This is a genomic window from Glutamicibacter sp. AGC84, from assembly GCF_053543575.1.
Map to the genome: position 1 here is coordinate 65,552 of NZ_JBLVOC010000007.1, position 23,082 is coordinate 88,633.

Annotated in this window: 21 protein-coding genes; 13 read left to right on the forward strand and 8 right to left on the reverse strand. The window is 61.5% G+C overall.

Annotated features, from left to right (window positions below):
- Positions 1-233: 2-dehydropantoate 2-reductase N-terminal domain-containing protein (locus ACNPN0_RS05650; RefSeq protein WP_448938853.1), on the reverse strand; the 233-nt coding region annotated here is incomplete at its 3' end.
- Positions 234-603: 370 nt separating this feature from the next.
- Here ACNPN0_RS05650 and ACNPN0_RS05655 point away from each other — a divergent pair.
- Entirely contained in the window at positions 604-972 is a 369-nt protein-coding gene (locus ACNPN0_RS05655; protein WP_388022294.1) for a hypothetical protein, read from the forward strand.
- A gap of 200 nt (positions 973-1,172) precedes the next feature.
- Here ACNPN0_RS05655 and ACNPN0_RS05660 read toward each other — a convergent pair whose 3' ends face one another.
- Complete coding sequence (locus ACNPN0_RS05660; RefSeq protein WP_388022291.1) at positions 1,173-1,985, reverse strand: CPBP family intramembrane glutamic endopeptidase; 813 nt, start codon at positions 1,983-1,985, stop codon at positions 1,173-1,175.
- A gap of 1,041 nt (positions 1,986-3,026) precedes the next feature.
- On the opposite strand from ACNPN0_RS05660, the gene uvrA reads away from it, so the two are divergent.
- The 12 genes from uvrA (at position 3,027) to secG (ending at position 16,469) form a co-directional block, all read left to right on the forward strand.
- Positions 3,027-5,897 carry an excinuclease ABC subunit UvrA gene (gene uvrA / locus ACNPN0_RS05665; RefSeq protein ID WP_448938439.1) on the forward strand — a complete coding sequence of 957 codons (2,871 nt, stop codon included), beginning with the start codon at positions 3,027-3,029 and terminating at the stop codon, positions 5,895-5,897.
- Positions 5,898-5,983: 86 nt separating this feature from the next.
- Positions 5,984-6,688, forward strand: coding sequence for an HAD hydrolase-like protein (locus tag ACNPN0_RS05670; protein ID WP_448938440.1), 705 nt, complete (start codon positions 5,984-5,986; stop codon positions 6,686-6,688).
- Positions 6,689-7,360, forward strand: coding sequence for a lysophospholipid acyltransferase family protein (locus tag ACNPN0_RS05675; protein WP_105656671.1), 672 nt, complete (start codon positions 6,689-6,691; stop codon positions 7,358-7,360).
- Between the two features lie 3 nt (positions 7,361-7,363).
- On the forward strand, positions 7,364-9,307 hold the full coding sequence (gene uvrC / locus ACNPN0_RS05680; RefSeq protein WP_388022282.1) for an excinuclease ABC subunit UvrC: 1,944 nt from the start codon (positions 7,364-7,366) through the stop codon (positions 9,305-9,307).
- A 9-nt stretch (positions 9,308-9,316) separates the two neighbouring features.
- Complete coding sequence (gene rapZ, locus ACNPN0_RS05685) at positions 9,317-10,210, forward strand: RNase adapter RapZ (RefSeq protein ID WP_448938441.1); 894 nt, start codon at positions 9,317-9,319, stop codon at positions 10,208-10,210.
- Between the two features lie 5 nt (positions 10,211-10,215).
- On the forward strand, positions 10,216-11,241 hold the full coding sequence (locus tag ACNPN0_RS05690; RefSeq protein ID WP_448938442.1) for a gluconeogenesis factor YvcK family protein: 1,026 nt from the start codon (positions 10,216-10,218) through the stop codon (positions 11,239-11,241).
- 27 nt (positions 11,242-11,268) lie between these two features.
- Positions 11,269-12,249 (forward strand): DNA-binding protein WhiA, encoded by a 981-nt coding sequence (whiA, locus tag ACNPN0_RS05695; protein WP_105656667.1) that lies wholly within the window; start codon positions 11,269-11,271, stop codon positions 12,247-12,249.
- 60 nt (positions 12,250-12,309) lie between these two features.
- Positions 12,310-12,939: a superoxide dismutase gene (locus ACNPN0_RS05700; RefSeq protein ID WP_105656666.1), complete on the forward strand. Its 630-nt coding sequence runs from the start codon at positions 12,310-12,312 to the stop codon at positions 12,937-12,939.
- A 184-nt stretch (positions 12,940-13,123) separates the two neighbouring features.
- Positions 13,124-14,131 carry a type I glyceraldehyde-3-phosphate dehydrogenase gene (gene gap / locus ACNPN0_RS05705; RefSeq protein WP_105656665.1) on the forward strand — a complete coding sequence of 336 codons (1,008 nt, stop codon included), beginning with the start codon at positions 13,124-13,126 and terminating at the stop codon, positions 14,129-14,131.
- 16 nt (positions 14,132-14,147) lie between these two features.
- Positions 14,148-15,377 carry a phosphoglycerate kinase gene (locus ACNPN0_RS05710; RefSeq protein ID WP_105656664.1) on the forward strand — a complete coding sequence of 410 codons (1,230 nt, stop codon included), beginning with the start codon at positions 14,148-14,150 and terminating at the stop codon, positions 15,375-15,377.
- Positions 15,378-15,379: 2 nt separating this feature from the next.
- Entirely contained in the window at positions 15,380-16,195 is an 816-nt protein-coding gene (gene tpiA / locus ACNPN0_RS05715) for a triose-phosphate isomerase (protein ID WP_388022275.1), read from the forward strand.
- A gap of 22 nt (positions 16,196-16,217) precedes the next feature.
- Positions 16,218-16,469, forward strand: a complete 252-nt coding sequence (gene secG, locus ACNPN0_RS05720) for a preprotein translocase subunit SecG (RefSeq protein WP_105656662.1) — start codon at positions 16,218-16,220, stop codon at positions 16,467-16,469.
- Between the two features lie 66 nt (positions 16,470-16,535).
- Here secG and ACNPN0_RS05725 read toward each other — a convergent pair whose 3' ends face one another.
- The 6 genes from ACNPN0_RS05725 to zwf form a co-directional block, all read right to left on the reverse strand.
- On the reverse strand, positions 16,536-17,231 hold the full coding sequence (locus tag ACNPN0_RS05725) for a potassium channel family protein (protein WP_388022272.1): 696 nt from the start codon (positions 17,229-17,231) through the stop codon (positions 16,536-16,538).
- Entirely contained in the window at positions 17,224-18,585 is a 1,362-nt protein-coding gene (locus ACNPN0_RS05730; protein ID WP_448938443.1) for a TrkH family potassium uptake protein, read from the reverse strand. Before ACNPN0_RS05730 ends, ACNPN0_RS05725 begins: the two co-directional genes overlap by 8 nt.
- A gap of 228 nt (positions 18,586-18,813) precedes the next feature.
- Positions 18,814-19,797, reverse strand: a complete 984-nt coding sequence (locus tag ACNPN0_RS05735) for an NAD(P)/FAD-dependent oxidoreductase (RefSeq protein ID WP_448938444.1) — start codon at positions 19,795-19,797, stop codon at positions 18,814-18,816.
- 91 nt (positions 19,798-19,888) lie between these two features.
- Entirely contained in the window at positions 19,889-20,629 is a 741-nt protein-coding gene (pgl, locus tag ACNPN0_RS05740) for a 6-phosphogluconolactonase (protein WP_105656659.1), read from the reverse strand.
- Positions 20,619-21,560 (reverse strand): glucose-6-phosphate dehydrogenase assembly protein OpcA, encoded by a 942-nt coding sequence (locus tag ACNPN0_RS05745; protein WP_105656658.1) that lies wholly within the window; start codon positions 21,558-21,560, stop codon positions 20,619-20,621. Before ACNPN0_RS05745 ends, pgl begins: the two co-directional genes overlap by 11 nt.
- Positions 21,557-23,077 (reverse strand): glucose-6-phosphate dehydrogenase, encoded by a 1,521-nt coding sequence (zwf, locus tag ACNPN0_RS05750; RefSeq protein WP_448938854.1) that lies wholly within the window; start codon positions 23,075-23,077, stop codon positions 21,557-21,559. The genes ACNPN0_RS05745 and zwf overlap by 4 nt, the downstream gene beginning before the upstream one ends.
- Positions 23,078-23,082 lie beyond the last annotated feature (5 nt).

Consider the following 23,082-nt stretch of genomic DNA (forward strand, 5'->3'; position numbering starts at 1 on the left):
CAGGCCAGGATGACCGCGTCGCACGTGCCGATGGATTCTGCCGTGGTGCTGACACTGGCCAGTAGGGTGGTGAAGCCGGGGCTCCCGTCCCCGGTGGTGATGGTGATCCCGTGGTCGGTGATTGGTGCGATGTGGCGTTCGGTGGCCAGTAGGTGCACTTCGGATCCGCTTTTGGCCAGGGCGGCGGCGAAGTATGCGCCGACGCCGCCGGCGCCGATGACTCCAATTTTCACGGTGTTGCTCCTACTTTTTCAGTTTGGGTGTGGTGGCCGATGTCTTGGTCTTGGTGGCACTGGTCTGGCAGGAAGGCGCCAGATGCCGCTTTGCAGTGCGGATGCTTACTATATTAATTTCCGTATTTGACGATTTGACCAGTAATGAAAGGGAAAAGGAAGTAGCAGGTCTTATTACGAGCATATGTATCGGGTTGTACCCATCCATATGCTCATGTGGGGAACGTCCAACGGGACGTTGCCTGGGATGGGAAGACTCTCGTTGAACTGATCCAGAACGGCTTGTTGCAGGCTGCGGTGATCTAAGTGACCAGGCAAGGTGAACGCGAATGAGAAGGCTTATTTATTTCCTAGGCATCGGTGAGACTCCATGATTGATCCGCTGATCGACATCGAACTTGAGATCATCGAAAACGGCGTAGACGACTGGGTCCTGTTCCTCCACATCATGGGGATCATCAACGAAGCCAAGGGCAATGTCCTGAGCGAGGACGAGGCCATTGCAGAGGCCACGGGTACTGTGTTGGCTCTGTGCTCCAAGGGGTATGCCCAGCTCGGCAGATACACCGGACCTACAAGTTTTGTTCCATGGCCCGACACCGGCGAAGAGCTCCGCGCTCGGATGGAGCACCAGCTGGAAAATCCGCCTCCTGGGGAAGGCCCTGTGGGTAATCTGATGTACATCATGCTCGATATCCTGCCTGGTGGGCAGAAAGCCAGAGACGAACAGTCCCAGTAAGCGAACGGTCTACGGGACGGTGTGGTCGCTTGAGGGTCAATGAAGAAATTTGGAGGCGGAGGGGCGGTTAATTTGCGTGAGCAGGTCAATACTTTGTCCTGTGGAGCGTCATTTGATCCATGAGCCCTCTATTCGCGCCGACGGCCCTCAGACCTTCGACGGGGGCGCCCCCTCCATCAACTAGCCCGCTAGCTCACCCATCAAACGGCAAGTCTGGAGCTATCAACCAGGCGCCCGCGGATGAAGAACACTAGGACTAGGCCTACAGCGATAACCACGACGTTACCGAGGCTGGCGATGCTGCCCAGGGCACTACCCGAGGGGTAGGTACCGAGAAGGAAGATGCTGGGGTCGGTACTAGCGTGGAGCAACACCGGCCAGATGAGGTTTCCGGTCACGCGCAGCGCGAAGTACATGAGGATACCGAACATGAAGGTATAACCGAGTTGAAGTAGCGTCGGTCCCAGAGCCTGACCGCTGAGAAGGTTGACCGAGTGAAGCAGCGCGAAAACCCCGGCAGAGACGAGCGCAACTGCGATCTCACCGTGGCCCGCCTTGCGCAACATGTTGACCACGAGTCCACGGGTGAGAACTTCCTCGGCGAAGCCGATCAACAGTCCGATGAGAATCCAAAGCGCCACGACAGTGAAGCCAGCCTTCGCGTAGTCCATCGATGCGAAGCGTAAGACGTTGAACAGCAGCACCGCGATGACGGCGATCCACATCCAGCGCCCACCTCGAATCGGCTGAGGGCCAAAAAGGTCCTTTAGCCACCCGACGGATGCAGCGAAGGCCACCAAAATCAGCCCGCCAATAGCAATCGGTACAAGGTATCCGAGCAGGAGATACTTCGGACTGTTGGGCTCGCCGATGTCACCCCCGACTACAACCCCTATCAAGAGGCTCGCTCCCTCATAGAGGGCGAGGTAGGCAACGGCCAGTCCTATTGCTTTCCACCAAGCTCCGTGGTTCCAGAACCGCGTCCATGGCGAATCAGCGGTCAGAACGGTCATTGGTGCTCCCAAGGTCAAGCGGCACGAAGTTGAGCCACATCCGTTACATTACTCGATCGAATGATCCCTGTTTCCAGGCAGTCTCCAGACGAAAAGTTGTTGGCTAAGTTCATCGCAGAACCACACATAGCCTCGAGAGCCCACCACACGAGGCTGTCCCGTAAGCCGGTCGCATACAGGAGCACACCACATGCTGACTTGAATTGCAGAACTTTCATGGATTCACAGGAAAGCCGGCCGTTTCGTATGCCCCTTCTGGTGTAGTGACAGGCGAGGGGCATGAAACGAAACGATCTGGCGGTACCTCAAGATGTTGAATGCTCGCAAGGAAAAAATTGCTGCTGGATGGCCTCGACACCGCGGATGACGCCACTAGGCGGAACGTTTGGCGAGGTTCGCGATGCAATTGCGTTGCGGATCAGTGATTGCGATGCCCCTGATTGACGCGTGAACCGAATGACGAACTTTATCCTTTTATCGCTCATGCAACACGGGGTATGCGCTCGCCGCTCATTGGCATCCACGAGATAGCTGCGATCTTCGGGAGGTGTTGCACACGTGGCAGGCGCAGGAGCGCGATGGTTCATGACGTTGCTCAAACGGCTTGAGCCGGAGACGGTCACCTGTTGGGTGAACGCCAGAGTTGAGTGCGGCAGGTTGGCAGCGCTCGGTGGATCCCGAACGGTTAGGTGATTCGCCAGCCAACGTATTCGACCATAGGGCCCGTCGATTCCAGTTCGGAACAGCAGGCTTCGGGGAGGTCCGGCATATGCCGGCGCTGAGGCAGCATGCCAGCGAGAAACTTGGGAGCCGGTCAGTCCATCCCGTGAGCGCGGGTTTCCAAGGGCAACCGGTACCTCGAATGGGTCGTCGTGGTCCGGTCTGGGTTCGCAGGGATGCCGGCTCACCGGTCGACATTTCGGGTGGATGCACGAGCACGCATGGCGCTCGCCGTGTGCCGGATCAGGGGATTGGAGAATTAACTGTGAGTTGCGTCCATTCGTACACGTATTCGAAGTAGTTTTCGATTAGTATTGCCTCGTGGCTATTTCATCGCAGAGTAAAAGAACTGATCTGACTCGCCTGGTCGTCAAGGGTGCACGCGAGCATAACCTGAAAAACGTGGACATTGATCTCCCGCGTGACGCAATGATTGTCTTTACCGGTCTTTCCGGCTCGGGCAAGTCCTCCTTGGCCTTTGACACCATCTTTGCCGAAGGCCAGCGACGCTACGTCGAATCGCTCTCTGCCTACGCCCGCATGTTCCTCGGCCAGGTGGACAAGCCCGATGTGGATTTCATCGAGGGCCTGTCGCCAGCGGTGTCCATCGACCAGAAGTCAACCAGCCGCAACCCGCGTTCCACCGTGGGCACGATTACCGAAGTGTACGACTACATGCGCCTGCTGTGGGCCCGCGTGGGCCGTCCGCATTGCCCGATCTGCCACGAACCGATCTCCAAGCAGACTCCGCAGCAGATCGTCGACCAGCTGATGGAGCTACCGGAGAAAACCCGCTTCCAGATCCTCGCCCCGGTAGTGCGCTCGCGCAAGGGCGAATTCGTCGACCTGTTCGCGGAGCTCTCTTCCAAGGGCTTCGCCCGTGCCCGCGTTGACGGCACCACCATCCAGCTGAACGATCCGCCGAAGCTGGCCAAGCAGGTCAAGCACACCATTGAGGTGGTCGTCGACCGCCTGGCCATCAAGGAAGATGCCCGCCAGCGCTTGACCGACTCCATCGAAACGGCCCTGGGCATCGCCGAAGGCCGCGTGCTGGCCGACTTCGTGGACCTGGACGAGGATGATCCCCAGCGCGTGCGCGCGTTCTCCGAGAACCTGGCCTGCCCCAATGAGCATCCGCTGGCCATCGATGAGATCGAGCCGCGTACTTTCTCCTTCAATAACCCGTTCGGTGCCTGCTCGGCCTGTTCCGGCATCGGCACCAAGCTGGAGGTCGATGAGCACCTGATCGTCCCGGATACCGAGGTCACCCTGGCCGAGGGTGCGATCGCCCCATGGTCATTGGGCAAGGCCACCACCGAATACTGGAACCGCCTGATCGAAGGCCTGGGCCATGAGCTGGGTTTCACCATGGACACCCAGTGGCAGGACCTGCCGGCCGCTGCCCGCGAAGCGATCCTGAATGGCAAGGACCACAAGGTGGTCGTGCAGTACAAGAACCGCTTCGGCCGCGAGCGCAAGTACTCCACCGGCTTCGAGGGCGTCATCTCCTACGTGCACCGCAAGCACCAGGAAACCGAATCGGATCACGCCCGCGACCGCTACGAGCAGTACATGCGCCAGATCCCGTGCCCTACCTGCGGCGGCGCACGCCTGAATCCGGCGTCGCTCTCGGTCTTGGTGGGCGGGCGTTCCATCGCTGAAGTTGCCGCCATGGACCTGCGCAGCGCCGCGGAATTCCTCTCCACGATCGTGCTCACCGCGCGAGAGGCGCAGATCGCCGCGCAGGTGCTCAAGGAAATCGACGCGCGCATGAAGTTCCTGCTGGACGTCGGACTGGAGTACCTGACCCTGGAACGCGCTGCCGGCACCCTGTCCGGCGGCGAGGCGCAGCGCATTCGCCTGGCTACGCAGATTGGTTCGGGCCTGGTCGGCGTGCTCTACGTTCTGGACGAGCCGTCCATCGGCCTGCACCAGCGCGATAACCGCCGCCTGATCGACACCCTGCTGCACCTGCGATCGCTGGGCAACACCCTGATCGTGGTGGAGCACGACGAAGACACCATTGCCGAAGCCGACTGGATCGTGGACATCGGCCCGGGCGCCGGCGAGCACGGCGGTGAAGTGGTGCACTCCGGATCCCTGGAGGGCCTGAAGCAGAACACCAAGTCGCTGACCGGAGACTACCTTTCGGGCCGCAAGCAGATCGACATCCCGTCCAAGCGCCGCAAGATCGACAAGGAGCGCAAGCTCAAGGTGGTCGGTGCCAACGAGAACAACCTGCAGAATGTGTCGGTGGAGTTCCCGCTGGGCGTGCTGACCGCGGTGACCGGCGTGTCCGGCTCGGGCAAGTCCACCCTGGTCAACGACATCCTGTACAAGGTGCTGGCCAACAAGCTCAACGGCGCCAAGCAGGTGCCCGGCCGCCACACCCGCGTGCAGGGCCTGGAGCACCTGGACAAGGTGGTCCACGTGGACCAGTCGCCCATCGGCCGTACCCCGCGTTCGAACCCTGCGACCTACACCGGCGTGTTCGACCACATCCGCAAGCTGTTTGCGGAGACCAACGAGGCGAAGCTGCGCGGCTACCAGCCGGGCCGTTTCTCCTTCAATGTCAAGGGCGGACGCTGCGAATCCTGCTCGGGTGACGGCACGCTGAAGATCGAGATGAACTTCCTGCCGGACGTCTACGTGCCTTGCGAGGTCTGCCAGGGCGCCCGCTACAACCGCGAAACCCTGCAGGTGCTGTACAAGGGCAAGAACATTGCCGATGTGCTGGATATGCCGATTGCCGAAGGCGCCGAGTTCTTCAGTGCCTTCACCCCGATCGCCCGCCACCTGCGCACGCTGGTGGACGTGGGTTTGGGCTATGTGCGCCTGGGGCAGCCGGCAACCACCCTCTCCGGTGGCGAGGCCCAGCGCGTGAAGCTGGCTGCGGAACTGCAGAAGCGTTCCAATGGCCGCTCCATCTACGTCCTGGACGAGCCGACCACCGGTCTGCACTTCGAAGATATCCGCAAGCTGCTCAAGGTGCTGCAGGGATTGGTCGACAAGGGCAACACCGTGTTGACCATCGAGCACAACCTGGATGTCATCAAGTCGGCTGACTGGGTCATCGACCTCGGCCCGGAAGGCGGCTCAGGCGGCGGCACGATCCTGGCTGCCGGCACCCCGGAAAAGGTGGCCAAGGTGGGCGAATCGCACACCGGGAAGTTCCTCTCCGAGATCCTGTAATGCCTGGCGGAGAATGTTCGACATATGCGATTTCAGTTATGGATTGCTAACCCGCGTCCGCTTCATGGGAAGATGGCTAGGTGAATATGTCGGTAACAAGTGTGCTCTTCGATCTGGATGGGACCCTCGTGGACCCTGCCGGTGCCATAACTTCGGGTATCCGCCACGCGGTCACCTCCCATGGTTTGGCCGATCCGGGCGAAGCACGAGTTGAAGCGCTGGTAGGCCCGCCCCTCCAAATCGGGCTGCGTACGCTTGACGGCGTCACCGACGGGAACATCGACTCCATCATCGCGGCCTACCGCGCCCGCTATGCCGAGGTGGGCATGGCCGAATCCGTGCTCTACCCGGGCATTGCGGCGCTCCTGGACGCGTTGCGCGCGGCCGGGATCTACGTCGCAGTGACCACGGCCAAGCCCATCAACATTGCGCGCCAGCTCATTGCACGCAAGGGGCTGGATGAGCATCTCGATGCGATTCACGGCAACGCGGATGAGCACGGGAGCATGGGTTCGAGCAAGACGCACATTGTCGCTGAGGCTTTGGAGCACGGGCAGCTGGACCCGGCGAGCAGCGTCGTTGTGGGGGACCGCTACTACGATTGGGATGCCGCCCGCGAGAATTCGGTGGCTTCGGTCGGCGTCGCGTGGGGATTTGCCCAGGACGATGAACTGCAGCAGGCAGGCGCAACTGTGGCGACAACCCGGGACCTTGCTGAGCTCCTGCTCGGAGCACAGCTGGCAAACACGCTGAACCTCGACGATGACCTCATGCAGGAAGGTGCAAAGTAGATGAGCATCTACACCATGACCCGTTCGTCGATTCGGGGCGTCATCCACGGTGTCTGCCGTGCGGAAGTGACCGGGCTTGAGAACGTTCCCAAGGAAGGCGGCTTCATTGTCGCCTCCAACCACCTGTCATTCTTCGACTCCTTGATCATTCAGGCGCTGACCCCGCGTGACGTGGCGTTCTTCGCCAAGGCGGAATACTTCACCACTCCGGGACTGAAGGGCAAGGTGATGAAGACCTTCTTCGAATCCGTGGGATCCATTCCGGTGCAGCGTGGCGAACAGGCAGCTTCGGTTGCCGCCCTCGATTCCCTGGTGGAAATCGTCGAAGGCGGTAAGGGCATCGGCATCTACCCCGAGGGCACTCGCTCGCGCGATGGCAAGTTGTACCGCGGACGCACCGGCGTGGGCTGGCTGGCGCTGACCACCGGTGTACCAGTGGTGCCGGTGGGCTTGATCGGCACGGAGAAGCTGCAGCCTGCTGGTTCCAAGGGTTTCCGTCCTGCCAAATTCCATATCCACTATGGCGAGCCGCTGTACTTCGACCAGCTCGGACGCAAGCACCCGTTGCCGCAGCGCCGCCAGGCCACGGACCGGATCGTCGATGCGATTGCCGAGCTTTCCGGCCAGGAACGCGTCGATTCCTACAACCAGCTGCCACCGGACGCGAAATAGACCATGGCTGATCCGGCAAGTTACCGTCCGAGAACTTCGGACATTCCCACGAAACCGGGCGTGTACCGTTTCCGCGATGAACACGGCCGTGTCATCTACGTTGGCAAGGCCAAGGTCCTGCGCAACCGCTTGACCTCCTACTTCGCCAATCCTGACCGGCTCACGCCCAAAACCCGGGCCATGGTATTCACTGCCGGCAGCGTGGAGTGGACCGTGGTGGGTTCCGAATTGGAAGCGCTGCAGCTGGAGTACTCCTGGATCAAGGAATACAATCCCCGGTTCAATATTGTTTTCCGTGATGACAAGACCTACCCGTACCTTGCCGTCACCTTGAACGAAAAGTACCCGCGCGCCCTGGTCATGCGCGGGGACAAGCGCAAGGGCGTGAAGTATTTCGGGCCGTTCTATCCGGCCAAGGCCATCCGGGAAACCCTCGATACGCTGTTGCGGGTCTTTCCGGTGCGCAGCTGTGCGCCGGGCGTGTTCAAGCGTGCCGAAGCATCGGGTCGCCCTTGCCTCTTGGGGTACATCGACAAATGCTCGGCGCCCTGCGTGGGGCGCATCAGCGAAGAAGACCACCGTCAACTGGCTGATGACCTATGCACCTTCATGAGCGGCGAGGCTACTAAGTTCACCAAGGCCCTGACAGCCAAGATGCAAGAGGCGGTGGCAGAACTCGAATACGAGAAGGCCGCCCGCTATCGCGATGACATTGCCGCACTGAACAGAGTTTTTGAACGCAACGCCGTGGTCCTTGACGACCGTACCGAAGCTGATATCTTCGGCATTCATGGCGATGAATTGGAAGCCGCCGTGCAGGTATTCCATGTCCGCGACGGCCGTATCCGTTCGCAACGAGGCTGGGTCGTCGAAAAGGTTGCGGATACCACCGGCGCTGAATTCGTCGAGCAGCTTCTCACCCAGGTCTACGCAGATCACGCGGACCGGATTCCCAAGGAAATCCTGGTTCCGACTCTGCCCGAAGACATTGAGGATGTCACGACCTGGCTCACCGAGCTGCGCGGTTCCAAAGTCTCCTTGCGCGTCGCCCAACGCGGCGACAAGGCGGCACTGGCATCCACCGTCGTGGAGAACGCCGAACAAGCGCTGCGCCTGCACAAGTCGAAGCGAGCAGGTGATATCACCACGCGTTCGCTGGCGATGCAGGAACTGCAGGATGCACTGGGAGCCGAACAAGCACTGCTTCGCATCGAATGCTATGACGCGTCGCATACCCAAGGCACCAACGTGGTTGCTTCCATGGTGGTCTTTGAAGATGGGCTGCCCAAGAAGAGCGAATATCGAAAGTTCTCCATCACCGGTGATGCAGCACGCGATGATACCGCCAGCATGTACGACGTGATCTACCGTCGCTTCAGCCGCTATCTGAAGGAGAAGGTCGACCCCAAGAGCTTTGCAACCGGGGAAGTGGATGAAGAAACCGGTGAGCAGGAAAAGAAGCGATTCTCCTACCCGCCATCTCTGGTGATCGTTGACGGCGGACCGCCCCAGGTGGCCGCGGCGCAGAAGGCCATGGACGACCTGGGAATCGATGACATTCCAGTGGTCGGCCTGGCTAAGCGCTTGGAAGAACTGTGGCTGCCCGACGATCCGTTCCCGGTGATCCTGCCGCGTGCCTCAGCTGCCCTGTATTTGGTGCAGCGGCTTCGCGACGAGGCGCACCGTTTTGCGATCAACTTCCACCGCGCCAAGCGTGCTAAATCCATGATCGCCTCGGATTTGGACGCGATCCCGGGGCTGGGCAAGTCCAAGCAGGCTGCCCTGCGCAAGCACTTCGGGTCGATGAAGAAGATCCGTGCGGCGAGCATCGAGGAGCTGATGGACGTGCCAGGAGTCGGTGAAAAACTTGCGACTTCCATCAAAGAGTCCCTAGAAGACGCTTCATTAACCGGTGTGAATATGACTACAGGCGAAATTGTCGACTAGCCTTGTGATATGACCGCTGAGTATGAAGCAGTAAAACCCCCTGAGTCCGAACTCGTGATCGTAACCGGCATGTCAGGTGCCGGTCGCACCACAGTCGCGCATGCTCTGGAAGACCAGGGCTGGTACGTAGTGGAGAACCTTCCACCGGCCATGCTTGGACCCTTGACGGAGATGATGAGCCGTTCGCAGGGCTCCATCCCGAAGATGGCTGTCGTGATGGACGTGCGCTCCAAGGAAATGTTCCCGGAAATCCGCGATGCCTTGGCGAACCTGACAGCCAGCGGGGTGAAGTTCCGCCTGGTCTACCTCGACGCCAGCGACGAGGTGCTGATCCGCCGCTTCGAGCAGGGTCGCCGGCCGCATCCGCTGCAGGATGACGGCCGCATTGTCGACGGCATCAAGCGCGAACGCGGGATCACCGATCAATTGCGTGAAGCTGCCGAAATCATCTTGGATTCCACGACCATGTCGGTGCACGACCTGGCACGTGCAGTCAACGAACTGTTCAGCGAATCCGGGCCGATCATCCTGCGCATCAACGTGATGAGCTTCGGGTTCAAGTACGGCCTGCCCGCTGATGCCAACTACGTGGCAGATGTCCGTTTCATCCCCAACCCCCATTGGGTACCTGAACTGCGCCCGCAGACAGGCAAGGACAAGGAAGTGTCGGACTATGTGCTGAGCCAGGAAGGCACGAGCGAGTTCATCGAGAACTACCTCAAGGCATTGGAACCGGTCTTTGAAGGTTACCGCCGCGAGAATAAGCACTACGCGACTATTGCCGTGGGCTGCACCGGCGGCAAGCACCGCTCGGTAGCAAGCACCATTGAGCTGGGCCGGCGCCTGGCGCAGTTCCCGAACGTCAGGGTGAATATCAGCCACCGTGATCTGGGGCGTGAGTAGCCGCCATGGCCTTTGCTACAGGTCCGATCCCGATCCAGGGACTGACTCGAAGTGATGATTACCGCAACCCATCGGTGGTGGCCTTGGGCGGGGGACACGGGCTGTCCTCGTCGCTCTCTGCCCTGCGCCGTCTGACTACCGACCTCACCGCCGTAGTAACGGTGGCCGATGACGGCGGCAGTTCCGGGCGGCTTCGGGGATCCTTCGATGTGCTGCCCCCGGGAGACTTGCGCATGGCGCTGGCTGCGCTGTGCGACGACAATGACTGGGGCCGTACCTGGCGCGATGTCATGCAGTACCGCTTTGAATCGACCGAAAACGCCGACGAGCCATTGAACGGCCATGCCGTTGGCAATTTGCTGATCCTGGCGCTGTGGGAGTTGCTCGATAACCCGGTAGCTGGCCTGCGTTGGGCAGGTGCCCTGCTTGGCGCGCGCGGGCAGGTCCTGCCAATGAGCACGGTTCCGCTGTCCATCCATGGCGAGGTTCTTGAATCCGACCCGGTGAACGACACCTTGGTGCGTCGCCGAATCGATGGGCAGGCCAAGCTGGCTCGCGCCGGTTCCGGCGGCCTGGTTACCCACGTGTACCTGGAACCGTCCGATGCGCCGGCCTGCTCCGAAGCGCTGGAATCCATCGATCTGGCGGACTGGGTGATTCTCGGTCCCGGTTCCTGGTACACCTCGGTGCTCCCGCATCTGCTGCTGCCGGATATGCGCCAGGCCCTGGCATCGACCACGGCCAAGAAGCTGCTGACCATGAACCTGGCCTTTGATACGGCAGAGACTTCCGGGATGGACGCCGCGGCGCACTTGGAGGTGCTGGGACGTTACGCACCCGAGGTCAAATTCGATGCAATTATTGCCGACGAATCAAAGATTCTTAACAGGGGTCGATTTGAGCTGGCAGCGCAAAAACTCGGTGCGCGTGTCTTTTTTAGTACAGTAGGAGTATCTGACGGTCGTGCTGTGCACGACCCGTTGCGACTAGCGGCGGCCTATCACGAGGTGTTTACCGCGATCGGGTCTTAGGAAGATCCAAGTAAGGGAGTTTGATTCATGGCATTGACGGCTTCCGTCAAAGACGAGCTGTCGCGGGTAGAGATTCGCAAGCCATCGGTCCGCAAGGCCGAGGTTTCGACCATGCTCCGCTTCAGCGGCGGGCTGCACATCGTCTCCGGACGAATTGTCATCGAAGCAGAAGTGGACCTCGCGGCGACGGCCCGGCGGTTGAAGATTGCTATCGGCGAGCTGTACGGCCACGATGCCGAAATCGTCATGGTTTCCGGATCGGGCATCCGCAAGGGGAGCCGCTACATTGTGCGTGTTTCCAAGGACGGCGAAGTGCTTGCACGCCAAACTGGCCTGCTTGACCAGCGCGGCCGGCCGGTACGCGGCCTGCCCTCGGTGATCGTCAACGGTTCTACCGCCGACGCTGAAGCTGTATGGCGCGGCGCATTCCTGTCCCACGGATCGTTGACCGAACCCGGACGCAGCTCCGCTTTGGAAATCACCTGCCCTGGGCCAGAAGCCGCTTTGGCGCTGGTCGGTGCAGCTCGCCGCCTGGGACTGACGGTCAAGGCGCGTGAAGTGCGCGGTGTGGACCGCGTTGTGATCCGTGATGGCGATGCCATCGCCCAACTGCTGACCCGCATGGGCGCTCACGATGCGCTCATGGTCTGGGAAGAACGGCGCATGCGCAAGGAAGTGCGCGCGACGGCGAACCGCTTGGCGAACTTCGACGACGCCAACCTGCGGCGCAGTGCCCAGGCAGCGGTAGCTGCCGGTGCCCGCGTTGAGCGTGCACTGGGCATCTTGGGCGACGAGGTTCCCGAGCACTTGCGCTATGCGGGACTGCTGCGCCTTGAGCACAAGCAAGCCTCCTTGGATGAGCTCGGCCGCATGGCCGAACCGCCAATGACCAAGGACGCCATCGCTGGCCGAATCCGCCGCCTTTTGGCTATGGCGGATAAAAAGGCGAGCGATCTGGGAATACCAGGTACGGAGTCCAGCGTTCCAGGAGATGAACTGGAACATTAAAATGTCCCCGCGGGAGCCCTCCCGCGGAGATTCAACCAATTGAGAAGATTGAGGAGAATCATGGCTGTTTATTCACTGCCAGAACTGCAGTACGACTACGCCGCACTGGAGCCGAACATCTCGGCTCGCATCATGGAACTGCACCACTCCAAGCACCATGCAACTTACGTTGCTGGCGCAAACTCGGCACTGGAGCAGTTGGCTGAAGCTCGCGAAAAGGGCGAATTCGGCAATATCCCTAAGCTGTCCAAGGACCTGGCGTTCCACCTGGGTGGCCACACCAACCACTCGATCTTCTGGAACAACCTGTCCCCAGAGGGTGGCGACAAGCCTGAGGGCGAGCTGGCAGCGGCCATCGACGACTTCTTCGGTTCGTTCGACGCTTTCCGTGGCCACTTCACCGCTTCGGCCATGAGCCTGCAGGGCTCGGGCTGGGCAGTGCTGGCTTACGACGCACTGGGCGGCCAGCTGGTCATCGAGCAGCTGTACGACCAGCAGGGCAACATCCCAGTGGCAACCACCCCGCTGCTGATGCTGGACATGTGGGAGCACGCCTTCTACCTGGACTACGTCAACGTCAAGGCTGACTACGTCAAGGCATTCTGGAACATCGTGAACTGGGCAGATGTCCAGGCTCGTTTCGAAGCTGCCCGCAACGGCGCAGCAGCGCTGATCCTTCCAGGTAAGTAAGACTTATCTGGTAAGTTAGCTCACATTCGGCGCTAATGTAGCGTAGTATGTTTCAAGTGTGTTGCGGATCCCGGCAATTCGTTGGGATCCGCAAGCACGGCACAACGGAGTGTCCTCTTAAAGAAGGCCACCTCCGCTCGCGTGCGGTCGTGGCATCATCATCCCATTTAGAGGAGATAGTCACGTGACAACCCGTGTTGGAATCAATGGTTTCGGTCGTATCGGACGCAACTTCCTGCGTGCAGTTCTGGCCCATAAGGCAGACATTGAAATCGTCGCCGTCAATGACCTTGGTTCAATCGATTCGCTTGCTCACCTGGTGAAGTTCGATTCCGTGCTCGGCCCAGTGGGCGAGCCGGTATCCGTGGACGGCGATACCATCGTCGTCGGAGAACGCCGTATCAAGGTTCTGTCTGAGCGCGAGCCAGCCAACCTTCCATGGGGCGAATTGAACGTCGATGTCGTCATTGAATCGACCGGATTCTTCACCAACGCAGAAGACGCCAAGAAGCACGTAGCTGCTGGCGCGAAGAAGGTCATCATCTCGGCTCCTGCCAAGAATGAAGACATCACCATCGTGATGGGCGTCAACCAGGACAAGTACGATCCTGCAAACCACGCCATCATTTCGAACGCGTCATGCACCACCAACTGCCTGGCTCCAGTAGCCAAGGTGCTGAACGAAGAGTTCGGCATTGTTGATGGCCTGATGACCACCATCCACGCTTACACCGCAGACCAGCGCCTGCAGGATGCACCGCACAGCGACCCACGCCGTGCCCGCGCCGCGGCGCTGAACGTCATCCCGACCTCGACCGGTGCCGCAAAGGCCATCGGCGTGGTGCTCCCAGAGCTGAAGGGCAAGCTGCACGGTTACGCTATGCGCGTACCAGTTCCAACCGGTTCGGCCACCGACCTGACCGTGAACCTGGCCCGCACCGCAACTGTGGAAGAAATCAACGCAGCATTCGAGAAGGCAGCTGCCGAGGGTGCATTGAGCGGATACCTTGAGTACTCCACCGATCCACTGGTTTCTTCGGACATCGTGACCAACCCCCACTCGGCAGTTTTCGACTCCGGTCTGACCACCGTGATGGGCAACAGCGTGAAGGTCGTCGCGTGGTACGACAACGAGTGGGGCTACTCCTCGCGACTTGTTGACCTCGTTGAATTCGTGGGATCCAGCCTCTAGTCGATAACCTAGAGACATGTCTTCTCACACCATTGACGAATTGATCGCTGACAACGGCGTCCGCGGACGGTACGTTCTGGTCCGCAGTGACCTGAACGTACCGCTCGACGGTGCAACTGTGACCGATGATGGCCGCGTCCGCGCGTCGCTGCCAGTCATCGGCAAGCTGGCTGAAGCTGGCGCAAAGGTCATCGTAATGGCCCACTTGGGACGCCCCAAGGGCCAGGTCGATGCCAAGTACTCCATCGCTCCTGCGGCTAACCGCCTGGACGAACTGGCTGACTTCGACGTCGCTGTTGCCGAAGACGTGGTGGGCGACTCCGCTCGCCAGTTGGCGGCAAACCTCGAAGAGGGCTCCGTGCTGGTTCTGGAGAACGTCCGCTTCGATGCTCGCGAAACCTCCAAGGATGATGCGCAGCGCGAAGAGTTCGCCAAGGAATTGGCTGCGCTGACCGGTCAGAACGGCGCTTACGTGAACGACGCTTTCGGTGCTGTGCACCGGAAGCACGCTTCGGTCTACGACATCGCCAGTCTGCTCCCTAGCTACCAGGGCGACCTGGTTGCTACCGAGGTCAAGGTCCTCAAGACCCTGACCGAGGCCCCGAAGCGCCCATACGTTGTGGTGCTTGGAGGGTCCAAGGTATCGGACAAGCTCGCTGTCATCGACAACCTACTGGGCAAGGCCGATCAGCTGCTGATCGGTGGCGGCATGGCCTTCACTTTCCTCAAGGCGCAGGGCTTCGCCATTGGCAGCTCGCTGCTTGAAGAAGACCAGATCGCGACCTGCCAGGAATACCTGCAGCGGGCCGAGAAGCTCGGCTGCGACATCATCGTGCCTAGCGACGTCGTAGTGGCAAGCAAGTTCGGTGCCGACGCAGAGCACGAGGTGCTGGCCGCAGACAAGATCGAAGAAGCCAGCTTCGGCTCCAACGGCCTTGGCCTGGACATCGGACCAAAGTCCGCTGAACTGTTCGCAAGCTACATCACCAGTGCAAATACCGTATTCTGGAATGGCCCGATGGGCGTCTTCGAGATCCCTGCTTTCGCCGAAGGTACCCGTACCGTCGCGCAGGCTCTGGCGGACTCGGAAGCGTTCAGCGTCGTAGGCGGCGGCGATTCCGCTGCAGCCGTGCGCGCACTGGGCTTCTCGGAGGATGACTTCGGCCATATCTCCACCGGTGGCGGCGCTTCGCTGGAGTACCTCGAAGGCAAGACCCTGCCGGGTGTTGCCGCATTGGAAGGCTAATAATGACCATTTCGCAGAACGGCGCCTTTGTGCGCCAGCCGCTGATTGCCGGCAACTGGAAGATGAACATGGACCACGTCCAGGGCATCACCCTGGTGCAGAAGCTGGCGTGGACCCTGAAGGACCATGAGCACGATTACGATCGTGCCGAGGTCGCAGTGTTCCCTCCCTTCACCGACATCCGCGGCGTGCAGACGCTGACCCTGGGCGACAAACTGGATATCGTCTACGGTGCCCAGGATCTGTCCGCACAGGACTCAGGTGCGTACACTGGTGAAATTTCGGGGCAGTTCCTCAAGAAGCTCGGCTGCACCTACGTATTGGTAGGCCACTCCGAGCGTCGCGAGTACCACAATGAAACCAACCAGGTGATTGCCGCCAAGCTGGCTGCTGCCTACCGCCACGACCTGACCCCGATGCTCTGCGTCGGCGAAGGCCTGGAAGTACGCAAGGCCGGCGAGCATGTGGCATTCACCCTGGACCAGTTGGCTGAATCGCTGGAAGGCGTAACCGCTGAGCAGGCCGCAAGCCTGGTCATCGCCTACGAACCAGTCTGGGCCATCGGTACGGGTGAAGTTGCCGGACCAGCTGACGCGCAGGAAATGTGCGCCGCAATTCGCGGTGCGCTGGCTGAACGCTTCGGTGCAGAGATTGCCGAGAAGACTCAACTGCTCTATGGCGGTAGTGTTAAGGCAGCAAATGCCGCATCGATCATGCGCGAACGCGATGTTGATGGCGTGTTGGTTGGCGGTGCCAGCCTGGATGCCGAGGAATTTGCTAATATTGTCAGGTTCGAGCATCATCTCGTCACCGACTGAATCTAACTAAGGAACCGTCGACTTGGATATTATCAAGATCATTTTGCAGGTATTGCTGGGCATTACAAGCGTCCTGCTGACCCTGCTGATCCTTTTGCACAAGGGCCGTGGTGGCGGTATGTCCGACATGTTCGGCGGCGGCATGACCAGCTCAATGGGATCTTCGGGTGTAGCCGAGCGCAACCTGAACCGCATCACCATTATTCTTGGTCTGATCTGGGGTGCCGTGATTATCGGCCTCGCTCTGGTCCTGCGATTCAGCATCGAAGCCTAGGCAGTACCCTTCCGTAGCAGTCAATAGGCGCCTTCCATATCATGTGGAAGGCGCCTATTGCGCGTCTCAGGCCAGTTGCCCGAACTTCTCGGTATCGGCAATCGATCCCAGCACGAGGATCTTGTCTCCGGTCTGCAGGACGGTGTTTCCGTCCGTGTTCTTCCATTCGCCGGCCGCATTGGTCGTGGCAGCGATGGTCACCCGGTATTTATTGCGTACCCCGGCATCACTGAGTTTCACACCGTGCAATGTGGCTGGTGCGCTCATTTTCACCATGGCATAGCCTGGATCGACTTCCAGGTAGTCCATCATGGATCCGCGCACCAGGTGGGCGACTCGCTTGCCCATATCCTTCTCCGGGTAGACGATGTGGTGGATTCCGAGCTGCTCCAGGATCAGACCGTGCCGATCGTCCTGCGCCTTGGCCCAGATCTGCGGGATCCCCATGCTGACCAAGAGCGAGCAGCACAGGATGGATGACTGCAGGTGGCTGCCTACGGCAACCACCACGCGGTCGAATTCGTGGATCGCGAGCTGTTCAAGGATTTCCCGGCTTGAGGCGTCGGCGCGAACCACCTGAGTCAATTCCCCGTTCAGGGACTGGACGATGTTCTCGTGCACGTCAATGCCCAGGACATGGGTACCGGACTTCATCAGTTCCAGGGCCAGGGATTCGCCAAATCGCCCGAGCCCGATCACTGCAACGGAGTTCGCTTTCGACAGGCCCTTGGCGTCATTTCGAAAATTCAGTAGCTTAGCCAATTGAAGGCCTTTCCTTGGGGAGTTCGTAGAGCGCTTTTCGATCGCGCAGGGCCAGCGCGGAGCCCAGCGAGAGGACCCCGACGCGGCCCAGGTACATCAATGCAATGAGGATGCCCTTGGCAGGGTCCGGCAAATCCGGGGTAATGCCGGTGGACAGCCCGACGGTGCCGAATGCGGAGGTGGCTTCAAAGAGGCAGCGATCCAGGGAGTAGCCGGTCAGCAGGAGCAGTCCCATGGTGCCGACGAATACCGCCGCTACGCCCATCAGCGCCACCGTGATGGCCTGGCGATGGACCGAGCGGGACAGGCGCTTGCCCAGGACGTTGACGGCGGTCTCGCCGCGAAGTTCGGTCATGATGATGAACAGCAGGATCGCAGCCGTGGTGATCTTGATGCCGCCGGCGGTGCCGGCCGGCCCTCCGCCGATGAACATCAGCACATCCATGCCCAGCCAGGATGCTGGATGCATCGCGCCGATATCGATGGAATTGAAGCCAGCGGTACGTGTCTGCACTGAGTGGAAGAATCCAGCCAGGATCCGCTGGGCAGGTTCAAGCTCGCCCAGCGTCTTCGGATTGGACCATTCCATGGCGGTGATGAAAATGGTGCCCCCAAGCAGCAGCAATGCGGTCATGAGCAGGACCAGACGAGTGTTCATCGTCCACTTCAGCGAATTCCGCCAATGATGCCTGAGCTGGACCAGAACCGGGAAGCCCAAGCCGCCGAGCATGATGGCGATGCTGATGGGGATGCATAGCCACGGATCCGCCACGAAATCCATCAGGTTATTCGAGTAGAGGGCGAATCCCGCGTTATTGAAGGAAGAGACCGCATGGAACAGGCCATGCCAGATCGCCCTGGCGGGGTCGTAGTCGTAGGCCAGCCAGAAGCGGAGGGCCAAGACGAGCGCCACTGCGGATTCGATAGCCAGCGACAGCTTGATGATCATCAATGCCGAGGTGCGCACGTCGGCGCCGGAAACGGCGGAGCTTTCCCGCTGGGTGGAGAGCCGGGTCAGGTAGCCGATGCGGCCCATGACCAGCATGCTCAGCAATGATGCGACGAGCATCAGGCCCAGGCCGCCGGCCTGGATCAGGACCAGGATGACGATCTTGCCGAAGAGGGTGTAGTGGGTTGCCGTATCCAAGACAGTCAGGCCGGTGACGCACACCGCTGACGTCGCGGTGAAGATCCCGTCCACCAAGGATGTGAAGGTGCCTTGCGTGTTGGCCGCCGGTGAAGCCAGGAGCAACCCGCCAATGAGGATTGCGCCGGCAAAGGCGAAGGCTACTGCGCGTGCGGGTTTGGCCAGCACGCTGTGCTGCGCGGCGGACCGCGCATTGTGAAGATTCATGGAGATCGCAATGGTCGAAATAACGTCTCGCGAAACCGTGGGACGAGTAGTACGAATGAAATAATACGCTCGGAAAAGCCGGTGTCAATGGTGATTCCCGTCACCTGACGCGTGGTTGATGGCGGACCTGCGGGAGCGAGTGGGCGGATCTGCCGCAGCCGCGCCGCCGGTTAAAGCAGACCGGCAGCCTCGCGGAAAAGCGTAGCTGCCGGTTGGACGCTGGTGCTGCTAGGTTTCGAGCAATTCCACGACCCGCTGTGCGGTACCCCAGGAAAGGGTGACCCCAGCCCCGCCGTGGCCGTAGGCCGCAATGACAGGCACAGCGTGCCCGTCGACGCGCTCCAGGCGGATCGTCTCGCGTGCCGGGCGCAGCCCCACCTTGTGCTCCAGGATCTCGCAGCCGGCCAGCTGGGGGACCAAGACGATGGCACGGCGCAGCATGTCGGTGGCGGTCTGCGGGTCGACCTCGGCGTTGAAGTCGTTGGCCACGTCGGTACCGCCAACAATGATGTCATCGCGGCGCGGAATGATGTAGGTAACGCCCTGGGGATGCTCGTCATAGCAGAGCCAGTGGACCAACCCTGCGGTGTTTGCCAGGCGGATCACCTGGCCTCGGATGGGGTAGACAGTGCCGTCATCCCTGGTGAGTTCGCCGCCACGCAGGCCCGTGGCCAATACCACGGCGTCGGCCTCTTCCTGCAGCTCGTCGATGGATTCGATGGTGCGCTGGATGAACTTGACGCCCTTGGCCAAGGCTTGTTCATGCAGCCAGGAGAGGTAGAGAGGCATAGTGATCACCGGGACGGTGGCACGCATGCCGGCGGCGGCAATGCGCGGGATGTCTTCTGCCGGGGCTTCGGCGGCGTTGGCGACGATCTGTGCCCAAGAGCGGTCTTCCTCCGGGGACGCTTCCAGATTCAGGCCGCGGCGCAGGTCGATGCCGGTTTCCTTGATGCCGGAGAGCTCCTCGAAGCGTGCCAGCGAACGGGCGAGCAGCAGATCGGCGGCTGCGGAGTTCTCCGAGTGGTACGGGAACCAGATGGCTGCGGCCACCGCGGAGACGGTCTGCAGCGGCAGCTGGTCGGCGATGACGGTGACCTGGTGGCCGGCGGCAGCCAGCTCATGGGCGGTGGAGAGCCCGATGACGCCGGCGCCGATCACCGTGACCTTGCGGGATGGCTGCGCGGCATCGGGCAGCGGGGCGGAATGCATGGGAACCTTTCGGGCAGGTGGCGAGGGGAAAGCAAAGGCCGGTGCCGTGATCCTGGAGTGCAGGATCGCGGCACCGGCGATGCGGTGCAGGCTAGAGCAAGGTGGCCGCGGCGCGGTCGATGATCCAGCGGGTCGCTTGGGTGCCGTGCACGGCAGAGGCCGGGACAGCAGTCTCGTTGACCTCGTGCTGGGCCTTGGCCAGCGCCGGCGCCTTGTCGGCACCGGCCACGATCAGCCAGACCTCCTTGGCGGTGTTGATGGTGCCCATGGTGAGCGTGACGCGGTGCGCAGGCGGCTTGGGGGAGTCGTGGACCGCGATGACTCCTGGCTCATCGGACCGGGTGTGGTTCGGGAAGAGCGAGGCGACATGCGAGTCCGGGCCCATGCCCAGCATCAGCACATCGAACGCGGGGTTCAAGGCGCTGTCTTCGGCTTCCCCGGCCAGTTCCTCGGCGTAGGCCGCGGCGGCCTGCTCGGCGGACTCGTACTTGTCGCTGGCGCCCATGGCGTGCACGGTGGCGCGGTCCAGGCCCAATTCATCCAGCGCGTCGAACAGGGCTGCGGCCTGCAGCACGTTGCGATCTGCTGAATCGGTGGCGACAAAGCGCTCGTCGCCCCACCAGAAGTGCACCTGCGACCAGTTGACCGAGGCCTTGGCGGGGTTGGCCGCGACGGCTTCCAGGGCGGCGATGCCCAGCGAACCGCCGGTCACCACCACGTGGGCAACTCCGCGGGCGGCCAGTGCATCGGCGATCGCGGTGATCAGCCGGGCCGCAATGGCGTGGGCGGTAGCTTCCGGGTTCTCATGGATCAGTATTTGCCTAGCGATCACTGGATCTGATGCTCCTCAGGTTGGTCAGGTTCAGGCCCTTGGTGATGACCTCGCCGAAGACGTCATCGGCGTCCAGGCGGCGCATCTCTTCGGCCAGGCATTCGGCCACCGAACGCCGTGGCAGGGAGATGCGTTGCGGGGCCGATCCGGGCAGGTAAAGGTGGGCTACCGCGCCGGAAGGGCGCGAAAGCTCCACGTCGCCGGCTTCGCGTGCCAGCCGGACGCTGGAGAGCCCGCCATTGGACTTGTCCGCGGCGATGGTCACCGGGACGTCCAGGCACAGGGTCAGCCAGGCGGCCAGCAAGGTGGTGGACGGGGAATTATCCGAGCCCTTCACGGTGATGCCCGAGAGCCCCTCGGTGCCGATCAGGTCGATGATGCTCGCCAGCTGGGCACGCCACAGGGTCAGCCGCGTCCAGGCGAGGTCGGTGTCGCCGGCCTGGTAGGTCTCGATGCGGCTGAACAGCGCGGCGGTGGGGTCTTCGGTTTCCGCCGAATCGGTGATGCGGCGGTGCGCCAGCTTGCCCAGCGCGGTGCCGGCCGGATCCTGCGGCACGCCATGCGGCCACCAGGCCACGATCGGCGCATCGGGCAGCAGCAGTGCGGAGATCAGCGCCTCGTCGGCCACGACATCCGGGCCGTAGGTGCGCATCACGATCACCTCGGAGGCGCCGGCGTCCCCGCCCACGCGGATTTGCACGTCCAGTCGGTTGGCCTCGGACTTGTTGCCGCGGACCACCACGATGATCCGGCAGGGGTGCTCGCGGCTGGCCAGGTTGGCCGCCTCGATCGCGTTCTCGGCGAACCCCTCGCGGGTGATGACCACCAGGGTCATCACGCGGGAGAGCGCTACCACGCCGTGGGTGCGGCGCGAGGAGATCAGCTTCTTGGCCACCTTGGAGGTGGTGGTGTTGGGAAGATCGATCATCATGGTCGTCTCCAGGTCCTTCCATCCTTGGCCATCAGCTCATCGCTGCTTTCGGGTCCCCAGGAGCCCGGAGCGTAGGGAGCGGGCTGGGTGGGCTGCGAGGCCCAGAACTCCTCGAAAGGATCCAGGATGCGCCAGGACTGCTCGACTTCCTCATGGCGCGGGAACAGCGGCGGCTCACCGAGCAGCACATCGAGGATCAGCCGCTCGTAGGCCTCGGGCGAGGATTCGGTGAAGGCGTTGCCGTAGCCGAAGTCCATGGTCACATCGCGGATCTCCATCTGGGTGCCGGGCACCTTGGAGGAGAAGCGGATGGTCGCGCCTTCATCGGGCTGCACGCGGATCACGAACGCGTTCTGGCCGAATTCGTCGTCCTTGTGGTCGGTGAACAGCAGGTTCGGCGCCTTCTTGAAGACCACCGCAATTTCGGTGACGCGGCGGCCCAGGCGCTTGCCGGCACGCAGGTAGAACGGCACCCCGGACCAGCGGCGGGTATTGATGTTCAGGCGCACCGCCGCGTAGGTCTCGGTTTTGGACTTCGGGTTGAAGCCCTCCTCGTCGAGGAAGCCGACGACCTCCTCGGCGCCCTGCCAGCCAGAGGTGTACTGGCCTCGGGCACTGGCCGCGCCCAGGTCCTCGGGCAGCTGGACGGCGGTGAGCACCTTCTCCTTTTCGCTGCGCAGGTGGTCCGCGTCGAAGGAAATGGGTTCCTCCATGGCGGTCAGCGCCAGCAGCTGGAGCAGGTGGTTCTGGATGACGTCGCGGGCCGCGCCCACACCGTCGTAGTAGCTGGCGCGGCCGCCAATGCCGATGTCCTCGGCCATGGTGATCTGCACGTGGTCCACGTACTTGTTGTTCCACAGCGGCTCGAACATCTGGTTGCCGAAACGCAAAGCCAGCAGGTTCTGCACGGTTTCCTTGCCCAGATAGTGGTCGATGCGGAACACCGCGTCCGGCGGGAACACGGACTCCACGATCTCGTTCAGTTCGCGGGCGCTTTGCAGGTCGTGGCCGAAGGGCTTCTCGATGACCACGCGTTCCCAGCCCGGGTTCTTGTCCTTGGCCAGCTTGTGCTCGGAGAGCTTCTGGCAGACAACCTCGAACCAGCTCGGCGGGATCGAGAGGTAGAAAGCGTGGTTGCGCCCGGTGGACCGGGATTCGGCCAGTTCGTCCAGGGTCGCGGCCAGCTTCTCGTAGGCGCCATCATCGTCGAAGGCGCCGGAGATGAAGCGCATGCCGGCGGCCAGCTGGGCGAACACGGTTTCGTTGAAGGGGGTGCGGGCGCTGGCGAGGATCCATTCGCGGGCCTGGTCGGCGAAGTCCTGCGCCGTCCAGTCGCGGCGGCCGAAGCCGACAATCGCAAAATTCGGGGGAAGCAGTCCGCGGTTAGCCAGGTCGTAGACCGCTGGCATGAGTTTCTTGCGGGCAAGGTCGCCGGTGATTCCGAAGAACACCAGCGCGCCCGGACCGGCAATGCGGTTAAGCCGCCGGTCGCGGGCGTCGCGTAGTGGGTTGCTCATAGTGC

Bases quoted from the DNA above. Each gene is read 5' to 3' on its own strand.
- ACNPN0_RS05655 (WP_388022294.1), top strand. From the start codon at position 604: ATGATTGATCCGCTGATCGACATCGAACTTGAGATCATCGAAAACGGC.
- ACNPN0_RS05660 (WP_388022291.1), bottom strand. From the start codon at position 1,985: ATGACCGTTCTGACCGCTGATTCGCCATGGACGCGGTTCTGGAACCAC.
- ACNPN0_RS05670 (WP_448938440.1), top strand. From the start codon at position 5,984: ATGTCGGTAACAAGTGTGCTCTTCGATCTGGATGGGACCCTCGTGGAC.
- ACNPN0_RS05675 (WP_105656671.1), top strand. From the start codon at position 6,689: ATGAGCATCTACACCATGACCCGTTCGTCGATTCGGGGCGTCATCCAC.
- uvrC (WP_388022282.1), top strand. From the start codon at position 7,364: ATGGCTGATCCGGCAAGTTACCGTCCGAGAACTTCGGACATTCCCACG.
- rapZ (WP_448938441.1), top strand. From the start codon at position 9,317: ATGACCGCTGAGTATGAAGCAGTAAAACCCCCTGAGTCCGAACTCGTG.
- ACNPN0_RS05690 (WP_448938442.1), top strand. From the start codon at position 10,216: ATGGCCTTTGCTACAGGTCCGATCCCGATCCAGGGACTGACTCGAAGT.
- whiA (WP_105656667.1), top strand. From the start codon at position 11,269: ATGGCATTGACGGCTTCCGTCAAAGACGAGCTGTCGCGGGTAGAGATT.
- ACNPN0_RS05700 (WP_105656666.1), top strand. From the start codon at position 12,310: ATGGCTGTTTATTCACTGCCAGAACTGCAGTACGACTACGCCGCACTG.
- ACNPN0_RS05710 (WP_105656664.1), top strand. From the start codon at position 14,148: ATGTCTTCTCACACCATTGACGAATTGATCGCTGACAACGGCGTCCGC.
- tpiA (WP_388022275.1), top strand. From the start codon at position 15,380: ATGACCATTTCGCAGAACGGCGCCTTTGTGCGCCAGCCGCTGATTGCC.
- ACNPN0_RS05730 (WP_448938443.1), bottom strand. From the start codon at position 18,585: ATGAATCTTCACAATGCGCGGTCCGCCGCGCAGCACAGCGTGCTGGCC.
- ACNPN0_RS05735 (WP_448938444.1), bottom strand. From the start codon at position 19,797: ATGCATTCCGCCCCGCTGCCCGATGCCGCGCAGCCATCCCGCAAGGTC.
- ACNPN0_RS05745 (WP_105656658.1), bottom strand. From the start codon at position 21,560: ATGATGATCGATCTTCCCAACACCACCACCTCCAAGGTGGCCAAGAAG.
- zwf (WP_448938854.1), bottom strand. From the start codon at position 23,077: ATGAGCAACCCACTACGCGACGCCCGCGACCGGCGGCTTAACCGCATT.